This window comes from Micromonospora sp. NPDC049240 (genome assembly GCF_040647835.1).
In the GTDB taxonomy this organism is placed as follows: domain Bacteria; phylum Actinomycetota; class Actinomycetes; order Mycobacteriales; family Micromonosporaceae; genus Micromonospora.
The window spans coordinates 74,259-91,158 of sequence record NZ_JBEZCX010000016.1; the positions used below are offsets into that span (position 1 = coordinate 74,259).

The following is a 16,900-nucleotide window of genomic DNA, read 5'->3' on the forward strand; positions in this document are numbered from 1 at the left end:
CCCCACCCCCGCAGGAGAAGACATGACGAAGAACATCACCCCCGCGACCGGCTCGACGTGGAGTGGCATGGTGCCGGTCGACGACACCGCCCTGGCGGTCACCGACACCGGCGGCGCCGGCCTCCCCGTGCTCTACCTCAACGGCCAGTTCGCCACCCAGGGCTACTGGCGGCGGGTCGTCGCGGGCCTGGGCGACGGGTGGCGGCACATCACCTACGACGAACGGGCGCGCGGCCGGTCGAAGCGGTCGGCGGACTACTCCTTCGACGCCGCCGTTCGCGACGTCGACGCCGTGCTCGCCGCCCGGGGCGTGGACCGGGCGCTGCTGGTGGGCTGGTCCTACGGTGCCGTCGTCGGCGCGCACTGGGCCGAGCGCAACCCCGACCGCGCGATCGGCGCGGTCCTGGTCGACGGCGCGTTTCCCTACGACTGGCTCGACGAGGCCATGGAACAGCGGATCCGGAAGCTGTTCAGGCGGCTGGGCTGGGTCACGCCGCTGCTGCGCCCCACCGGCCTGACGCCGCGGATGACCGCCGCGCAGCAGGCCGAGAGCAACATCGAGCTCGGCCGGCTGTCCCGGGAACGCGAACTCGGCCCGGTGCTCGACCGGATCACCGTCCCGGTGCGGTACGTGGTCGCGTCGGGCACGTCGCTGGGCAGCCGCGGCGACGAGCAGGAACGGATCCGCGCCGGACTCGACGCGGTGACCGCCCGCAACCCGCACATCCGGGTCAGCGCGAAGGTCGCCAGCAACCACGGCGCATTGCTCAAGAAGGACGCGCCCGCCATCGTCACGGCGGTCCGCGAGGTCGCCGCCCTCGACGACGCGGCGACGACCGACCGGTGACGAGCGACCGTGATGGCGGCGGCGGCGGGTCGGACGGCGGTCGCCGCCACCATCACGATCAGCGGTCAGGCGCGGAGTCGTCGCGGCGGCGCGGACAGTCGGCGCTGGAGCCAGGTCACGACCAGCTCGTCGAAGCCGGGCGCCCGCGCGCCCCGTACCCGGATGCCGTGGTCGGCGTCCGGGAACACCACGATCGTGTGGTCGGCGTGCCCGGCGTCGCCGAGGATCCGGTCCAGGGCGCGCACGCTGGCCCCGACCGGGACCTGCACGTCGTCGGCGCCGAAGATCGCCAGTAACGGGCAGCGCAGGGCGGCGAGCGCCGGCTCCGGGTCGTGGTCGGCGATGCCGGCGAGGAAGGCGATCGACGCGGGCGAGGTGCCGGCGAGCAACGCGTACCAGGGCGCCTCGTGCCATCGGGCCTGCGCGGCGTGCACAGCGGCCGGATCGTCGCCGGCCCGGACCCGATCGATCTGCTCGTGCAACAGCGCCAGCGCCTGACGGGCGTCGTCGACGGTGAAGCCCGTCGCGGTGAGTTGGCGACGCAGCCGGTACTCCTCCTGCGCCACCACGCCGACGCCGGGACCTGACACGCTCACCACCGCGGCGACGGCAGCAGGGGAGAGGGACGCGGCGAGCGGCGCCACCCATCCACCCTGGCTGCCGCCGATCAACGCGACGGCGTCCGCGTGCACGTCCGGCCGCTTCCGCAGCGCGTTCACCCCGGCCAGGGTCTCGCCGGCCCGGTCGGTCAGCCTCTGCCGGGTCCAGTCGCCGGTGGACGTTCCGGAGCCGGGCTTGTCGTAGGCGAGGCTGGCGAAGCCGGCGGCGGCCAGCCGGGTCTGCCAGTCCCGCTGGTCACGTCCGCCGGGCCCGGAGCCCTCGACGAAGACCACCGCCGGGTACGGCCCCGGCCAGGGCGGCCGGACCAGGTCGCCGACCAGCACGTCGTCGCCGTGACGGAACGACAGCTCCTCGGTCTCCGGAAGGAACAGCACCGCGGTCAGCTCGCGCGCGGCACGTACATGATGATCGCGACGCCGACCAGGCAGATGGTCGCGCCGGCGAGGTCGTAGCGGTCGGGCCGGAACTTGTCGACGAGCATCCCCCAGGCCAGCGACCCGGCGACGAAGACACCGCCGTAGGCGGCGAGGATGCGCCCGAAGTTCGGGTCGGGCTGGAACGTGGCCACGAAGCCGTAGACGCCGAGCGCGATGATCCCGCCCGCGATCCAGAGCAGCCCACGGTTCTCCCGCCAGCCCTGCCAGACCAGCCAGGCGCCGCCGATCTCGGCCAGCGCGGCGACCAGGAACAGCAGGATGGAGCGGGCGACCGTCATACGTCCGACCGTACCGTGGAGATCTTGCCGGGGTGGTCGGCCGGCCAGCGGCCGGCGGTGGTCAGCTCCTCGTGCTCCGCCATCGCCGGCCGTCATTCCAGCGGCCCCGGGCCTTTGCCGGCCCGGGGCGCCGACGGCGGTCAGTACGCGTAGGTGACCGAGATGGTGGCGGCCGGGCAGTTGTTCGCCCAACTGGTCAGCGCGCTCTTCTCCGCGCTGTCCACGGTGAGCCGCCAGCGGATCTTGACGGCCACCCACTCGCCGACGTAGCGGCAGCGGGCCGAGGCGTACGGCGGCAGCCAGGTGGCCGGGTCCTGGTCGCCCTTGGCCTGGTTGACGTTGTCGGTCACCGCGGCCAGGGCGCGCGCGTCCCCCAGGTCGTTCGCGTACGCCTGGCGGCGGCTGGTGGACCAGTTCCGGGCGCCGGAGTCCCAGGCCTCGGCGAGCGGGACCATGTGGTCGATGTCCAGGTCTCCGGTGGCCGTCCAGGTGGCGTTGTCGTAGTAGGAGTACCACCGGCCGCCGGAGAGCGTGCAGGTGCCGCTGATCGTGGGCTTCGTGGTGGCCTCGGCGTAGAGCACCTCGTTGCGGGTGTGGCAGCCGTCGCCGTCGGCGTCGATCCAGTGCGGGAACAGGTCACGGCTGTAGCCGGTGCGGACCTCGGTGGCGACGGACAGGCCGGCGACCGCGGTGGTGAGCGACGCGGAGTAGCCGGCGGCGGGGGCGGGCCGGGCGAGGCCGAGGGTGGCGGCCAGGATCGCGGCGAGGCTGATGGCCGTGGCGCGCAGGTTGCGGGACATGGGACTCCATCCGTACGGGACTGGCGCGAGTGTCCCATCCATATAGACAGATGTGGACGTCATGGTCCAGGTCGATCTCGGTGAACATCGCCTGACCATCGGCGCCGCGCCCCGAGGACGACACGAATTCGACTGTGCCGGCCGGCCCGGCGGGCTACCTTCGCAGAAGGGGTGGCAGCGCCGCGTCCACGCCCGCGCCGTCCGATTGACGCGGTCGAGACGGCCGGTGACGAGCCTGGGGTACGACGAAAGGGGCGCCAGATGGCCGACGAGGTGACGTCGAAGGTGCCGCCCGACCAGGGCCCGGTCCTGGCCGCGCCGGTCAGGTCGACGCCGGCCGGCCCGCCGAGCAGCCTGGACCTGTGGGCCCGCGCCCAGATCCTGCACCGCTGCTTCGGCGACGACGACGGCGAGCCGCACATCATGCGCGGCCTGGACTAGCCGCTCAGCGCACCGCCGCGCCCGCGCGGGCCAGCGCGTCCCGCCAGGACCGGGTGTGGAACGCCGCGGCCCCGTTGAACGCCAGGTCGAGGAAGCCCGGCCCGTCGCCGGAGGGCGGCGTCCGGTGCGCCCAGAACTCGTCCAGCCCGCGCCGCTGGTCGGGGCTGGGCGACGGTGAGATGTCCGACCCCCGCCCGACCACGTCGTACCGCCGGCCGTCGACGGTCAGCAGCAGCGTGCCCAGCCGGGTCAACCGCCCCCGCACCTGGCCGACGGGCGCCGCGAACACCTCCGCGCCGTGCCGGTCCCGGGCGCGCAGCCGGCCCTGGTCGAGCGTCATCAGCACCGGCACGCACCGCCGGCCGTTCCAGAGGCTGCGCCGCCAGTAGACGACGCTGGCGAGCGTCACGTCGGGATCCACGGCCGGGACTGTACCGGGGGCGCTCCACGGTGGCCGGCGGCGGCTACCCTGCCGGCGTGACCCGACGATCATGGTTCCTCGTGCTCGCCGCCGCGCTCGGCGTCGCGCTGCTGACCGCCTGCGGCGGCGTGACCTGGCTGGCCCGCACCGGTGACGGCGAGGAGCGGGACTGCGCGGCACGGGTCGCCGCCGAGGAGGCGAAGGTCCGCACCGACCGGCGGTGGACCGACGCCGACGTGCCGGGCATCGGCGCGTACCCGGAGATCCACTGGCAGGTCGACTATCCGAGCTTCGCCTGCTCCCGCGCGCCCGGCCCGACCGATCGGCGCTACCAGGCGGTGGTGCGGCTGGCACCGGCCGACGCCCGCGCGCTCGCCGCCGCGTACACCTGGACGCCGGTGACCGGCGCGGCGACCGAGGTGTGGCCGGCGCTCGCCGGGTACGTGCCGGCCGGCGTGCGCTGGCACCGCAGCGCCGACCACGACGCGGGCGCCGCCGAGGTGCGCTTCGACCCCGGCGCGGCGCTGCTGCTGATCACCGCCGTCGACACCTGATGAACGTTCGCCGCCGCCGATGCGTGAGAGCCGGTGGATACCGGGGTACTGCGCGGAACACAGGTCGGACAGCCGGGAGGTAGTCGTGGGGGACAGGACGGGACGTCGGCGGCTCGGGCCGCTCGCCGGGCTGGTGGCGGCCGTGGTGGTGGCCGCCGGCTGCATGGGCGGCGGACTCGACCAGGGCGAGCCGCAGCAGCCCGCCCCCGAGCGCAGCGGGCGAGCGGCGTCCCCCGGCGCGGAGACCACCCGGGCCGACGGCACCACCAGCGTCGCCGAGTTCAAGCAGGACTTCTCCGACGCGGTGGCCGGCGCCGAGCAGTACTGGACCACGCAGTTCCGCTCCTCCGGGGAACGCTTCCGGCCGATCCGGCGGGTGGTGGCGTACACCCGGGCCGGCGAGGTGTCCTGCGGCGGGCAGCCGCTGCCGCGCAACAACGCCGTCTACTGCTCGGCCGGCGACTTCATCGCCTACGACGTGAACTGGTCGGTGTCGGCGTTCCGGCAGATCGGCGACGCGTTCCTGTTCTACCTGCTCGGCCACGAGTACGCGCACGGCGTGCAGACCCGGCTCGGCATCCGCTACGACTACACCATCCAGCAGGAGTTGCAGGCCGACTGCATGGCCGGGGCCTACCTGGGCGACAGCGTGCGAGCCGGGACGCTGAAGGTGGAGGACGGCGACCTGGACGAGTTCCGGGAAGGGCTGCTCGCGGTCGGCGACGACCCCGACCAGCCGTGGTTCGCCGAGGGCGCGCACGGCACCGCCGAGCAACGCAGCGAGAAGTTCTTCGCCGGCTACGAGAACTCCCTGAAGGCGTGCGACCTCGGCTGATGCCACAGGTCACCCCGGCCGGCGGCGCCGCCGGCCGGGCCGGGTCCGGCTGGCAGGATCGGTGGGGTACGCCCACCGAAGGAGGCCCCCGCTGAGCAGCCCACACCCCGCCGCCGTGCTCTTCGACATGGACGGCACGCTCGTCGACAGCGAGAAGCTGTGGGACGTCGCGTTGCAGGAGCTGGCCGCCGTCTACGGCGGCACGCTCTCCGCCGAGGCCCGCCACGCGATCATCGGCACCGCGATGGCCGACTCCATGCGGATCGTGCACGCCGACCTGGGCCAGCCGGAACGCGACCCGCAGGCCAGCGCCGACTGGATCAGCGCGCGGATCCTCGACCTGTTCCGCACCGGGCTGCGCTGGCGTCCCGGCGCGTTGGCGCTGCTGCGCGCCGTCCGGGCCGCCGGCATTCCCACCGCGCTTGTCACCTCCAGCGGCCGGTCCCTGGTCGAGGTCGCGCTGGAGACCCTGGGCCGGGACAGCTTCGACGCGGTGGTCTGCGGCGACGAGGTGGGCGAGGCCAAGCCGCACCCGGAGCCGTACCTGACCGCCGCGCGGCTGCTGGGCGTGCCGATCGAGCGGTGCGTGGCGATCGAGGACTCACCGACCGGCGTGGCGAGCGCGTTGGCCGCCGGCGCGGCGGTGCTGGCCGTACCGGCCGAGGTGCCGCTGCCGCCGACCGACGGCGTACACCAGGTGGAGAGCCTGACCGCGGCGGACCTGGAACTGCTCGCCGCGCTGCTGAACCGGTAAGGAAGGGCCCCTTCTTAACGCCTGGCGTTAAGAAGGGGCCCTTCCTTGCACCTCAGTCGTGGGCGATGGCGCCGAGCACGTTGATCCGCGCGGCCCGGATCGCCGGCAGCACCGCCGCGACCACGCCGATGATCGCGGCCAACACCAGGAACGTCACCATCTGGCCCCAGGGCAGAACCAGGTCGGTGATGCCCTCGTCCTTGAGCGCCCGGACCACCGCCGCGCCGAGACCGGTGCCGACCACCACGCCGAGCAGCGCGCCGAAGATCGAGATCACCACCGCCTCGACCGTGATCATCCGCATGGTCTGGGCCCGACGCAGGCCGATCGCCCGCAGCAGGCCCAGCTCACGGGTGCGCTCCAGCACCGACAACGCGAGCGTGTTGATGATGCCCAGCACCGCGATCACGATGGCCAGCGCCAACAGGATCTGGATCATCCGCAGCGGCGTGTCGAGCTGGCTGGTCTGCTGCTTGATGAACGCCGCCCGGTCCGCCACCGACACCTCCGGGCTGTCCGCCAGCAGCCGCTCGACCTGCGGCTGCACCGCGCCCACCGAGGTACCCGGGGCGAGCTGCACGAAGCCCTGGATGGGCTGCGGGATGGCGAAGTCGGCGGTCGCCTGCGGCGGCAGCACCACCGGGTTGGTGAGCTGGGAACTTTCGTAGATGCCGCTGACCGTGTACGTGCGGGCCTCGCCGCGGGACAACTGCACCGGCACGGTCGAGCCGACCGACAGGTTGCGGGACTTCGCGGTGTCCGAGCTGAGCAGCATCTGGTCCGGGGCCAGCCGGCTGATGTCACCGGCGGTGGCCTTCGCCCCGAAGATCCGCTCCAGCGCCGCCACGTTGCTCGACGCCGCCACCCAGGTCCGCTCGCCGCCCACCGTGGCCATGTCGCCGTACTCGCCGTCGACCAACTTCACGCCCGGGATCGCGGCGGTCTTCTCCAGCACCGCCGCGTCGAAGCTCGCCGGACGCGGCCCGGCCGAGGCGCCGGAGATCACCAGCTCGGCCTTGATCCGGTCCTCGGCGAGCGCGCTGATGCTGCCCTTCGCCGAGTCCAGGATCACCGTCACGCCGGTCACCAGCGCGATGCCCACCATCAGCGCGGCGGCGGTGATCGCGGTCCGGCGCGGGTTGCGGCCCGAGTTCAACCGGCCCAGCTTGCCCGGCACCGACCAGGAGAAGATCGCGCCGAGCAGCGACACCACCGGCCGGCTGATCACCGGCGTCAGCAGCGCCACCCCGATGAACGCGAACAGCACACCGCCGAGGATGGTCGCCAGCGTGTTGTCGCCGGCGTTGCCGCTGAGGCCGAGGAAGAGCAGCACCGCGCCGACCGTGGTGACCACCGCGCCGCCGACGGTCACCTTGGTCAACGGCCGGTCCGGCGTGGCGACGTCCTGCATCGCGGCGATCGGAGGAATCCGCGCGGCGCGCAGCGCCGGCAGCAGCGCCGCGACCACCGTGATCAGCAGGCCGACCGCGAACGCGCCGATCACCGCCGCCGGCGGCACCCCCAGCCCGGCCAGCGTCAGACCGCCGGCGAGCTTTCCGAACAGGTACGCCAGCAGCGCGCCCACCCCGATGCCGGCGGCCAGGCCGAGCACCGAGGCGATCAGGCCCACCGCGACCGCCTCCAGCACCACCGAGCCGATGACCTGCCGGCCACTGGCCCCGATGGCCCGCATCAGCGCCAGTTCACGCGTGCGCTGGGCCACGATGATCGAGAAGGTGTTGAGGATCAGGAACGTGCCGACCAGCAACGCCACCGCGGCGAACCCGAGGAGGATCTTGTTGAAGAACGACAACCCCTCCTTCAGCCCGGCCGAGGCGTCGTCGGCGAGCTGGTCGCCGGTCTTGACCTCGTAGGCTCCGCCCAGCGCGCCGGACACCTCGTCGCGCAGCGCCTCCGGCGTGGTGCCGTCCGCCCGCGCGGTGACGTTGGAGAACACGTCCGGCTTGCCGAGCATCAACCGCTGCGCGACAGGCGTGGTGAAAGCGACCTCGTTCGCGCCGCCCACGGAGTCCCGGCCACCGCTGTAGCCGAACACGCCGACCAGCGTGAACTCCTTCTTCGGTGACAGGGTCAACACGCCGACCCGGTCACCGACCTTCACGCCGGCCGCCTTCGCCAGCGCGGCGTTGACCACGATCTCGTCGTCGGCCTGCGGGCCGCGCCCCTCGCGCAACGTCACCAGGTCGCTCTCGCCCAGCCAGTTCTCGCCGAGCTGCGGCGGCCCGAACGAGGTGACCACCTTGCCGTTGCCGCCGATCAGCCGCGCGCCGTCGGCCGCCACCACGCCGCGCACGTCCGCCGCGCCCGGCACCGCCTTCACCCGGTCCACGAGCGACGCCGGCACCGGGCCGGCCACCTGCTCGCCCTCGGTCTCGGAGACCTCGACCTTCGGCTTCGCCGCCACGTTCACGTCCACGTCGGCGTAGGCGTCGGCGAAGACCGCGTCGAACGAGCGGCCCAGCGTGTCGGTGAGCACGAACGCGCCGGAGACGAACATGACGCCGAGCACCACCGCCAGCCCGGACAGCAGCAGGCGCAGCTTGCGCGCCAGCAGGCTCTTCAGCGTTGCCCGGAACATCAGTTGCCCACCTCGACCGGCGCGTCCAGCTTCTTCATCGTGTCCAGCACCGTGTCGGCGGTCGGCTCGATCAGCTCCGAGACGATCTGCCCGTCGGCCAGGAAGACCACCCGGTCGGCGTACGCGGCGGCGGTCGGGTCGTGGGTCACCATGACGATCGTCTGGCCGTGCTCGCGTACCGAGCTGCGCAGGAAGTTCAGCACCTCGGCGCCGGACCGGGAGTCCAGGTTGCCGGTCGGCTCGTCCGCGAAGATCACCTCGGGGCGGGCGACAAGCGCCCGCGCGCACGCCACTCGCTGCTGCTGGCCGCCGGAGAGCTGCGCCGGGCGGTGCCCGAGCCGCTCCCGCAGCCCGACCGTGTCGATCACCGTGTCGTACCAGGCCGGGTCGGCCTTGCGGCCGGCGATCGACAGCGGCAGCAGGATGTTCTCCTGCGCGGTGAGCGTGGGCAGCAGGTTGAACTGCTGGAAGATGAAACCGACCTTGTCCCGCCGCAGCTTCGTCAGGCCCGAGTCGTTGAGCCCGGTCACCGTCGTCTCACCGATCATCACGGTGCCCCGGGTCACCGAGTCCAGACCGGCGAGGCAGTGCATCAACGTCGACTTGCCCGAGCCCGACGGCCCCATGATCGCGGTGAACCGGCCGCGTTCGAACTCGGCGCTCACCCCCCGCAGCGCGATGACCTGCGCCTCGCCGCTGCCGTACACCTTCCACACGTCGTTCGCCCGGGCCGCGGCCTGCGCCTGCCGGCCTACCGTCGCGGTCACGTCATCTACCTCTTCCGTCTGGCTTGCTGATCCGCACCGCCCCCGCTGGTCGGTGCGGCAGTTCCATCCTCGGTGCCGCCGGCCCCGGATCCGTCCGACCCCGGGCGGAACCCGTGCCGAATTTCCGGTGAGGGTCGCCCCCCAGGCCGGCTCAGGGTGATCCCTGACCGGCCGGCGACGCCGACGGTAGAACCTCACGCCGCGTCACGGTCAACCCCACGCCGCCGCCGTTGGTCACGGTACGTGAGCGCCGCCACCTATTTCCCGGGCCGCACCAGCCCCGTCTCGTACGCCAGGACCACCGCCTGCACCCGGTCCCGCAGCTTCAACTTGGTCAGCACGTGCCCGACGTGCGTCTTGACCGTGGTCTCGCTGACCGACAGCGCCCGGGCGATCTCGGCGTTCGACAGCCCGCGCGCCACCTGCACCAGCACCTCCCGCTCCCGGTCGGTCAACGGGTCCAGCACCCGCGGCCGGCTGGCCGCCGGATCCGGCAGCACGTCGGCGAAGCGGTCCAACAGCCGGCGCAGGATCCGCGGCGCCACCACCGCCTCCCCGGCCGCCACCGTGCGGATCGCGGTCACCAGGTCCTCCGCCGGCACATCCTTGGCCAGGAAACCGCTCGCCCCGGCGCGCAACGCGCCGACCACGTACTCGTCCAGCTCGAACGTGGTCAGCACCAGCACCCGTACCGGCAGTCGGGCGTCCACGATCGTCCGGGTCGCGGCCACCCCGTCCATCCGCGGCATCCGGATGTCCATCAGCACCACGTCGGGCAGCAGCCGTCGGGACAGCTCCACCGCCTCCACGCCGTCGCCCGCCTCGCCCACGATGTCCAGGTCGTCCTCGACCCCCAGCACCATCCGGAACCCGGCACGCAGCAGCGGCTGGTCGTCGGCGAGCAGGACCCGAACCGGTCGGGGCGCGGCGGCGTCGGTCATCGTCTCCCTCGTCGTGCTGGACGGCGGTCAGCCCGGAACCGGGTCCGCCGGGCCCGGCGGGCGCCGGGCGCACACCCGGAGACCACCGCCGGCGTCGACCGGTCCGCAGGAACCACCGTAGAGGGCGACCGGTTCCCGCACGCCGACGCACCGGATCCCGATCCAATCGCCCCACCCACCCCGCCCCGCGCTCACCCGCCCCGCCCGCTCCACCCACCGCTCTCACGGAAAGCGGGCCCACGAGGTTCCTGGGCGCCCGCTCTCACGGAAAGCGGGCCCATCGAGGTCTTTTGACGCCCGCTTTCCCGGAAAGCGGCCTCATCGGGTGGGGCTCACTCGGCGGGGACGGGCCTCACTCGTCGGCCCCGGGACTGGCCGGCCGGGAACGCGCGTCCACCAGCGGGTCGGGCGCGGCGGCGGCCACCGGGAACGGCGGCGGAGTGCCGCCGAAGGTCGGGCAGAGCGCCTGGTGGCTGCACCAGTCGCAGAGCCGGCTCGGCCGGGGCCGGAAATCCTGCCGCGCGGTGGCCTGCTCGATCGCCCGCCACAGCGCCACCACCGTGCGCTCGAAGCGCACCAGCTCGTCGGCGTCGGGCGCGTAGTCGCAGACCTCGGCGTCCTTGAGGTAGAGCAGACGCAGCACCCGCGGCACCACGCCCCGGGTCCGCCACAGCACCAGCGCGTAGAACTTGAGCTGGAACAGCGCCCGCGCCTCGAACGCCTCGCGCGGCGCGCCGCCGGTCTTGTAGTCGACCACCCGCAGCGCGCCGTCCGGGGCCACGTCGAGCCGGTCGAGATAGCCGCGGATGAGCAGCTCGTCGTCGACCACCGCGGAGATCAACGCCTCGCGCTCGGCCGGCTCCAGCCGGCGCGGGTCCTCCACCGCGAAATAGCCCTCCAGCAGCCCCGCCGCCGAGCGCAGGAACCCCTCCACGCCGGCCGGGTCGTCGTCGGCGAACAGCGTCGCCAGCTCCGGCTCCTCGGTGACCAGCCGGTCCCACTGCGGGGCGACCAGATCGCCGGCCGACTCCGGGGTGCGCGCCGGGGCCGGCAGGTCGAACAGCCGCTCCAGCACGGCGTGCACCAGCGTGCCCCGGGCCTGCTCGACCGTGGGGCGCTCCGGCAGCCGGTCGATGCTGCGGAACCGGTAGAGCAGTGGGCAGGTCTTGAAGTCGGCCGCCCGCGACGGCGACAACGACGCCCGCACCGTGACCGGCGTCGGTGTCGCCGTCGGGTCGCCCTGCGTGTCGATCACCGGTTCCGCCGTCATGCCCGGAAGGTTAGGCCACCGGTGTGACACCGCCACCGTCGCCGTGCCGGACCATGATCTTCAGACGCGTAGCATCGCCGGGGTGGACCAGCGGACCCGACGGCCGCGCCGGCCCGGGCTGAGCCTCGGCCGGGTCTTCGGCGTGCCGCTGCGCGCCGACGCGTCGATGCTGCTGCTCACCGTCGTGGTCACCGTGCTCTACGCGGCGCTGGCCCGCCGCCAGCTCGACCTCGGCCCGCTCGGCGGATACCTGGTCGGCTTCGGCTTCGTCGTCTCGCTGCTCGGCTCCGTGCTGTTGCACGAGCTGGGGCACGCGCTCACCGCCCGCCGGTTCGGCATCGGTGTGCGGGGCATCACGCTGGAACTGCTCGGCGGCTACACCGAGATGGACTCCGACGCCCCCGACCCCCGGACCGAGCTGCTGATCTCCCTGGCCGGCCCGGCCGTGTCCGCGGTGCTCGGCGCCGGCGCGGTCGCCGCCACGCTCACGCTGCCCGCCGGCACCCTCGGCCACCAGCTCGCCTTCCAGCTCGCGGTCAGCAACGTGGTGGTGGCGATCTTCAACAGCCTGCCCGGGCTGCCGCTGGACGGCGGGCGCGCGCTGCGCGCCGCGGTCTGGGCGCTCACCCGGGACCGGCACCGGGGCACCGAGGTGGCCGGCTGGGTCGGCCGGGCCGTGGCGCTGGGCACGCTGGCCCTGGTGGTGGCGCTCACGCTGCGCCGGGCGCTCGCCCCGCTGGCGTTGCCACTGCTCCTGCTGGTCGCGCTGACGCTGTGGCGGGGCGCCGGACAGTCCATCCGGCTGGCCCGCATCGGTCGCCGGCTGCACCTGGTCGACCTCACCCGGCTGGCCCGTCCGCTGCTGCCGGTGCCCACCGGCACCCCGCTGGCCGAGGCGCAGCGCCGCCGCGCCGAGGCGGGCACGCCGGACGCCGCGCTCGCCGTGGTCGACTCCGCCGGCCGGACCGTGGCGCTTGTCGACCCGGCGCGCGCCGCCGCCGTACCCCCGGAACGGCGGCCGTGGCTCGCGGTGGACGAGGTGGCGCGCGGCCTGGCGGCGCTGCCCACCCTGCCGGTCGGCGCGGACGGCGAGCGGGTGCTGGAGACCGTCCGCACCCACCCGGGCGCGCAGTACCTGGTGACGGCAGGCGAAGATGTGGTCGGCGTGCTCCACGTCGCGGACCTCGCCCAGCTCCTCGAACCGAAACGGAAGACGAACACGTGACCGCAGAGAACTCCACCGTCCCGGCGCTGCCCCCGGTCCACCGCGGGCCGTTCCGGATCGGCGACCGGGTCCAGCTCACCGACCCGAAGGGCCGGATGCACACCGTGACGCTGGAGCCCGGCAAGGAGTTCCACACCCACCGCGGCATCCTCAAGCACGACACACTCATCGGCCTGCCCGACGGCAGCGTGGTCACCACCGCCGGCGGCGGGACCGCCTTCCTGGCGCTGCGACCGCTGCTCTCCGACTACGTGCTCTCCATGCCCCGCGGCGCGCAGGTGATCTACCCGAAGGACTCGGCGCAGATCGTCGCGATGGGGGACATCTTCCCCGGCGCCAAGGTGCTGGAGGCCGGCGCCGGCTCCGGCGCGCTGTCCTGCTCGCTGCTGCGCGCCGTCGGCACCGAGGGGGAGCTGCACTCCTTCGAGCTGCGCGACGACTTCGCCCAGATCGCCCGGCGCAACGTCGAGGCGTTCTTCAACGGCCCGCACCCGGCCTGGCGGCTGCACGTGGGCGACGTCGCCGACTGCGCCGAGACCGGCTTCGACCGGATCATCCTCGACATGCTGACCCCGTGGGAGATGCTCGACATGGTCGAGCGGGCGCTGGTCCCCGGCGGCGTGCTGATCGGCTACGTGGCCACCACGCCGCAGCTCTCCGAGCTGGTCGAGGCGCTGCGCGAGCGCGGCGGCTGGACCGAGCCGCGCGCCTGGGAGTCGATGGTCCGCGACTGGCACGCCGAGGGTCTCGCGGTCCGGCCGGACCACCGCATGATCGCGCACACCGCGTTCCTGGTCTCCGCGCGCAAGCTCGCCCCCGGGGTCACCGCGCCGCCGCGCCGGCGCAAGCCCAGCAAGGGCGCCGAGGCGTACGCGCAGCGCCGCGACGCCCTGCGCGCCGCGGCGGCGGCCCGGCCGGCGGAGGAGCCCGACCAGTCCTGACCCCCGCCGCGCGAACCGCCACGGTCGGGCGGATCATGTGTGCCCGTGGGGACGACGACACCGGAGACGGTAAGCATGACAGAGCGGACCGGGACGCGCGGTGGGCGCGTCCGTCCCGGCCCCGGCGGTACCGGTCGACGGGAGGTGGCGTGAGCAGTCCCGGCTACGGCAACGGCGAGATGCCCGCCGTCTTCCCCGACTGGTCGCCCTACGCCGACCTGGAATCGGCCGCCCGGGCTTACCTGCGGGACCCCGACATCGCCCTGGAGGCGCTCGGCGGGGTGCTGCGCGGGGCCTCCGTGCTCGGTTTCACGCTGGAACGCTTCGTCAACGAGGTCAACGGGGTGTGGCAGGAGGTCGTCGTCTGCGACGGCAGCCGGCTGGTGCTGTGGCACGGCGAGGACGTGCCGCCGGGGGAGGGGCCGCCCGGCGCGATGACCTCGTCGCTGCGGGTGGTGCCGGTCTCCACGGTCACCGAAGTCGGCTGCCGGCGCCGGCTCACCCGCGCCGAGGACGGCACGGTCCGGGTCGACAGCATCGACGTGTACCTGCTGCTCAGCTCACTTGACGAGGCGCCGCCGAGCGACGACGCGGCCGGCACCCCGCGGCACGACGCGCTGCGCTTCGGCAAGACGCTCGACGACGGCGGCGCCGGGCAGATCACCCGGCTGGAGGAGTTCGCCCGGCTGGTGGCCTCGGTGGTCGGCCGGCCCATGCTCTGAGCCGGCCCGTGCTCCGAGCGCGGCCCATGCTCTGAAGCCGACCGGGACTCTGAGTCGGTGGCGGGCCCAGGCGGCCCAGGCGGCACGACGCGGGCCGGGGACGGCGTCCCCGGCCCGCGTCAGCCGTGCGTCAGTCCTCGGCCTCCGGGCCGGCCACCTCGACGCCGTCGCTGCCCCGCGTCACGTGGATGCACTCGCCCGGACACTCCTTCGCCGAGTCGATCACCTCGAGGCGCAGGTGCTCCGGCACGTCCACCCGGGCGCCCGGGGCCTGCCGCAGCTCGCCGTCCGGGCCCTTGACGTACGCCAGGCCGTCGACGTCGAACTCGAAGACCTCCGGGGCGTACTGCACACACAGCCCGTCACCCGTGCAGAGGTCCTGGTCGACCCAGACCTGCAACTGGTCGGTCGCGACGTCCGTCACAAGCACCCCCCATGTTCTCCCGTCCCGGACTCCGACGGTACCCGAACGCCCGTACCCGCCCGTCGACCAGCCCTTGGCGATCAAGCTTCGGTGACGAGCGCGTTGCGGAGGACCGAATCGGGCTCATAGCGGCTAGTGTTAGCTCAGAACGTTCAAGCCCCCCGGGGAGGTGGGACGTGGCACGCAGCGACGACGCGGACTCGCGCGCCGCACGGTGGGAAAAGGAAGCCCACGATCTCTCCACGCAGGTCGCGTTCCTGCAAGAGGAACTCGCTCTGGTGCGGCGCAAGTTGACCGAAAGCCCCCGACACGTCCGGCAGCTCGAAGAGCGGCTGGCGGCCACCCAGGCACAGTTGGCGCGGCTGACCGAGAACAACGAGCGGCTCGTGAGCACCCTCAAGGAGGCTCGCGCGCAGATCGTGACGCTCAAGGAGGAGATCGACCGGCTCGCCCAGCCACCCAGTGGCTACGGCGTCTTCCTGGCGAAGCACGACGACGGCACGGTGGACGTGTTCACCGGCGGGCGCAAGCTCCGCGTCGCCGTCTCGCCCTCGCTGGAGACCGACGAGCTGCGCCGTGGGCAGGAGGTCCTGCTCAACGACGCGCTCAACATCGTCGACGCGTTCGGCTTCGAGCGGGTCGGCGAGGTGGTGATGCTCAAGGAGATCCTGGTCGGTCCGGACGGCGCGCCGGGTGACCGGGCGCTGGTGGTCTCCCACTCGGACGAGGAGCGCATCGTGCACCTCGCCGAGACGCTGATCGGCAGCCCGATCCGGGCCGGCGACTCACTCATGATCGAGCCCCGCTCGGCGTACGCGTACGAGCGGATCCCGAAGAGCGAGGTCGAGGAGCTGGTCCTGGAGGAGGTGCCCGACGTCGACTACGAGGACATCGGTGGCCTCCAGGCGCAGATCGAGCAGATCCGCGACGCGGTGGAGCTGCCGTTCCTGCACGCCGACCTGTTCCGCGAGCACCAGCTCCGGCCGCCGAAGGGCATCCTGCTCTACGGTCCGCCCGGCTGTGGCAAGACGCTGATCGCCAAGGCGGTGGCCAACTCGCTCGCCAAGAAGATCGCCGAGCGGTTGGGCAAGGACCGGCACACCAGTTTCTTCCTCAACATCAAGGGTCCCGAGCTGCTCAACAAGTACGTCGGCGAGACCGAGCGGCACATCCGGCTGATCTTCCAGCGCGCCCGGGAGAAGGCCGGCGAGGGCACCCCGGTGATCGTGTTCTTCGACGAGATGGACTCGATCTTCCGTACCCGCGGCTCCGGCGTCTCCTCCGACGTGGAGAACACCATCGTTCCCCAGCTGCTCAGCGAGATCGACGGCGTGGAGGGGCTGGAGAACGTCATCGTCATCGGCGCCTCCAACCGGGAAGACATGATCGACCCGGCGATCCTGCGGCCCGGCCGGCTCGACGTGAAGATCAAGATCGAGCGGCCGGACGCCGAGGCGGCCAAGGACATCTTTACGAAGTACGTCCTGGCCGACCTGCCGTTGCACGCCGACGACCTGGCCGAACACGGCAGCGACCCGCAGGCCACCGTGGCCGCGATGATCGACGCCGTCGTCCTGCGGATGTACTCCGAGACCGAGGAGAACCGCTTCCTCGAGGTCACGTACGCCAACGGCGACAAGGAAGTCCTCTACTTCAAGGACTTCAACTCCGGCGCGATGATCCAGAACATCGTCGACCGGGGCAAGAAGATGGCCATCAAGGAGTTCCTCACCTCCGGGCGCAAGGGGCTGCGGTTGCAGCACCTGCTCGACGCGTGCGTCGACGAGTTCCGGGAGAACGAGGACCTGCCCAACACCACCAACCCGGACGACTGGGCCCGCATCTCCGGCAAGAAGGGCGAGCGGATCGTCTACATCCGCACGCTCGTCTCCGGCGGCAAGGGCACCGAGGCCGGCCGGTCCATCGAGACCGCCAGCAACACCGGCCAGTACCTCTGAGACCGGCCCGACCGGGGCGGCGCCACACCGGCGCCGCCCCGGTCGGTCGTCTCCGAGCGGGACGG

At 73.0% G+C, this 16,900-nt stretch carries 18 protein-coding genes; 9 read left to right on the plus strand and 9 right to left on the minus strand.

The features are described from left to right. The first annotated feature begins 22 nt into the window (after positions 1–22). A complete protein-coding gene (locus AB0B02_RS23830) occupies positions 23–847 on the plus strand; it encodes an alpha/beta hydrolase (protein WP_357303615.1) in 825 nt (274 codons plus the stop codon). Between the two features lie 65 nt (positions 848–912). On the opposite strand, the gene AB0B02_RS23835 is transcribed toward AB0B02_RS23830, so the two are convergent. The 3 genes from AB0B02_RS23835 to AB0B02_RS23845 all read right to left on the minus strand — a co-directional run bounded on the left by AB0B02_RS23835 (position 913) and on the right by AB0B02_RS23845 (position 2,983). Then, complete coding sequence (locus AB0B02_RS23835) at positions 913–1,842, minus strand: alpha/beta fold hydrolase (protein WP_357303619.1); 930 nt, start codon at positions 1,840–1,842, stop codon at positions 913–915. 5 nt (positions 1,843–1,847) lie between these two features. Further along, positions 1,848–2,183 (minus strand): YnfA family protein, encoded by a 336-nt coding sequence (locus AB0B02_RS23840; protein WP_357303622.1) that lies wholly within the window; start codon positions 2,181–2,183, stop codon positions 1,848–1,850. Between the two features lie 140 nt (positions 2,184–2,323). Beyond that, positions 2,324–2,983: an HNH endonuclease family protein gene (locus tag AB0B02_RS23845; RefSeq protein WP_281940735.1), complete on the minus strand. Its 660-nt coding sequence runs from the start codon at positions 2,981–2,983 to the stop codon at positions 2,324–2,326. Positions 2,984–3,244: 261 nt separating this feature from the next. On the opposite strand from AB0B02_RS23845, the gene AB0B02_RS23850 reads away from it, so the two are divergent. Further along, positions 3,245–3,424, plus strand: coding sequence for a hypothetical protein (locus tag AB0B02_RS23850; protein ID WP_281940737.1), 180 nt, complete (start codon positions 3,245–3,247; stop codon positions 3,422–3,424). A 4-nt stretch (positions 3,425–3,428) separates the two neighbouring features. Here the strand turns inward: AB0B02_RS23850 and AB0B02_RS23855 are convergent, their stop codons facing one another. Then, complete coding sequence (locus AB0B02_RS23855) at positions 3,429–3,845, minus strand: hypothetical protein (RefSeq protein WP_281940739.1); 417 nt, start codon at positions 3,843–3,845, stop codon at positions 3,429–3,431. A gap of 56 nt (positions 3,846–3,901) precedes the next feature. On the opposite strand from AB0B02_RS23855, the gene AB0B02_RS23860 reads away from it, so the two are divergent. The 3 genes from AB0B02_RS23860 (at position 3,902) to AB0B02_RS23870 (ending at position 5,988) form a co-directional block, all read left to right on the plus strand. Further along, the gene (locus AB0B02_RS23860) at positions 3,902–4,399 is read left to right on the plus strand and encodes a hypothetical protein (protein ID WP_281940741.1); all 498 of its coding nucleotides are present in this window, start codon (positions 3,902–3,904) and stop codon (positions 4,397–4,399) included. Positions 4,400–4,484: 85 nt separating this feature from the next. Further along, positions 4,485–5,234 carry a neutral zinc metallopeptidase gene (locus tag AB0B02_RS23865; RefSeq protein WP_281940743.1) on the plus strand — a complete coding sequence of 250 codons (750 nt, stop codon included), beginning with the start codon at positions 4,485–4,487 and terminating at the stop codon, positions 5,232–5,234. Between the two features lie 115 nt (positions 5,235–5,349). Next, positions 5,350–5,988, plus strand: a complete 639-nt coding sequence (locus tag AB0B02_RS23870; protein ID WP_281940745.1) for an HAD family phosphatase — start codon at positions 5,350–5,352, stop codon at positions 5,986–5,988. Positions 5,989–6,040: 52 nt separating this feature from the next. Here AB0B02_RS23870 and AB0B02_RS23875 read toward each other — a convergent pair whose 3' ends face one another. From AB0B02_RS23875 to AB0B02_RS23890, 4 genes are all read right to left on the minus strand, one after another. Further along, positions 6,041–8,587 (minus strand): ABC transporter permease, encoded by a 2,547-nt coding sequence (locus AB0B02_RS23875; protein ID WP_281940747.1) that lies wholly within the window; start codon positions 8,585–8,587, stop codon positions 6,041–6,043. Beyond that, entirely contained in the window at positions 8,587–9,354 is a 768-nt protein-coding gene (locus AB0B02_RS23880) for an ABC transporter ATP-binding protein (protein ID WP_107155580.1), read from the minus strand. The genes AB0B02_RS23875 and AB0B02_RS23880 overlap by 1 nt, the downstream gene beginning before the upstream one ends. A gap of 257 nt (positions 9,355–9,611) precedes the next feature. Further along, positions 9,612–10,295 (minus strand): response regulator transcription factor, encoded by a 684-nt coding sequence (locus tag AB0B02_RS23885; protein ID WP_107155581.1) that lies wholly within the window; start codon positions 10,293–10,295, stop codon positions 9,612–9,614. 352 nt (positions 10,296–10,647) lie between these two features. Next, positions 10,648–11,565 carry a PD-(D/E)XK nuclease family protein gene (locus AB0B02_RS23890; RefSeq protein ID WP_281940752.1) on the minus strand — a complete coding sequence of 306 codons (918 nt, stop codon included), beginning with the start codon at positions 11,563–11,565 and terminating at the stop codon, positions 10,648–10,650. A gap of 166 nt (positions 11,566–11,731) precedes the next feature. Between AB0B02_RS23890 and AB0B02_RS23895 the strand changes: the two genes are divergently transcribed. The 3 genes from AB0B02_RS23895 to AB0B02_RS23905 all read left to right on the plus strand — a co-directional run bounded on the left by AB0B02_RS23895 (position 11,732) and on the right by AB0B02_RS23905 (position 14,453). Further along, positions 11,732–12,790 (plus strand): M50 family metallopeptidase, encoded by a 1,059-nt coding sequence (locus AB0B02_RS23895; RefSeq protein WP_281942644.1) that lies wholly within the window; start codon positions 11,732–11,734, stop codon positions 12,788–12,790. After that, positions 12,787–13,731, plus strand: coding sequence for a tRNA (adenine-N1)-methyltransferase (locus tag AB0B02_RS23900; RefSeq protein WP_281940755.1), 945 nt, complete (start codon positions 12,787–12,789; stop codon positions 13,729–13,731). The genes AB0B02_RS23895 and AB0B02_RS23900 overlap by 4 nt, the downstream gene beginning before the upstream one ends. Positions 13,732–13,880: 149 nt before the next feature. After that, a complete protein-coding gene (locus AB0B02_RS23905) occupies positions 13,881–14,453 on the plus strand; it encodes a hypothetical protein (protein WP_281940757.1) in 573 nt (190 codons plus the stop codon). A gap of 130 nt (positions 14,454–14,583) precedes the next feature. Here AB0B02_RS23905 and AB0B02_RS23910 read toward each other — a convergent pair whose 3' ends face one another. Beyond that, positions 14,584–14,877: a ferredoxin gene (locus tag AB0B02_RS23910; RefSeq protein WP_107155586.1), complete on the minus strand. Its 294-nt coding sequence runs from the start codon at positions 14,875–14,877 to the stop codon at positions 14,584–14,586. A gap of 176 nt (positions 14,878–15,053) precedes the next feature. On the opposite strand from AB0B02_RS23910, the gene arc reads away from it, so the two are divergent. After that, a complete protein-coding gene (gene arc, locus AB0B02_RS23915; protein WP_107155587.1) occupies positions 15,054–16,835 on the plus strand; it encodes a proteasome ATPase in 1,782 nt (593 codons plus the stop codon). Positions 16,836–16,900 lie beyond the last annotated feature (65 nt).

Excerpts from the sequence above, each read along its gene's own strand:
- AB0B02_RS23885 (WP_107155581.1), bottom strand. The coding sequence starts at position 10,295 with ATGACCGACGCCGCCGCGCCCCGACCGGTTCGGGTCCTGCTCGCCGAC.
- AB0B02_RS23895 (WP_281942644.1), top strand. The coding sequence starts at position 11,732 with ATGCTGCTGCTCACCGTCGTGGTCACCGTGCTCTACGCGGCGCTGGCC.
- AB0B02_RS23845 (WP_281940735.1), bottom strand. The coding sequence starts at position 2,983 with ATGTCCCGCAACCTGCGCGCCACGGCCATCAGCCTCGCCGCGATCCTG.
- AB0B02_RS23840 (WP_357303622.1), bottom strand. The coding sequence starts at position 2,183 with ATGACGGTCGCCCGCTCCATCCTGCTGTTCCTGGTCGCCGCGCTGGCC.
- AB0B02_RS23890 (WP_281940752.1), bottom strand. The coding sequence starts at position 11,565 with ATGACGGCGGAACCGGTGATCGACACGCAGGGCGACCCGACGGCGACA.
- AB0B02_RS23875 (WP_281940747.1), bottom strand. The coding sequence starts at position 8,587 with ATGTTCCGGGCAACGCTGAAGAGCCTGCTGGCGCGCAAGCTGCGCCTG.
- AB0B02_RS23850 (WP_281940737.1), top strand. The coding sequence starts at position 3,245 with ATGGCCGACGAGGTGACGTCGAAGGTGCCGCCCGACCAGGGCCCGGTC.
- AB0B02_RS23830 (WP_357303615.1), top strand. The coding sequence starts at position 23 with ATGACGAAGAACATCACCCCCGCGACCGGCTCGACGTGGAGTGGCATG.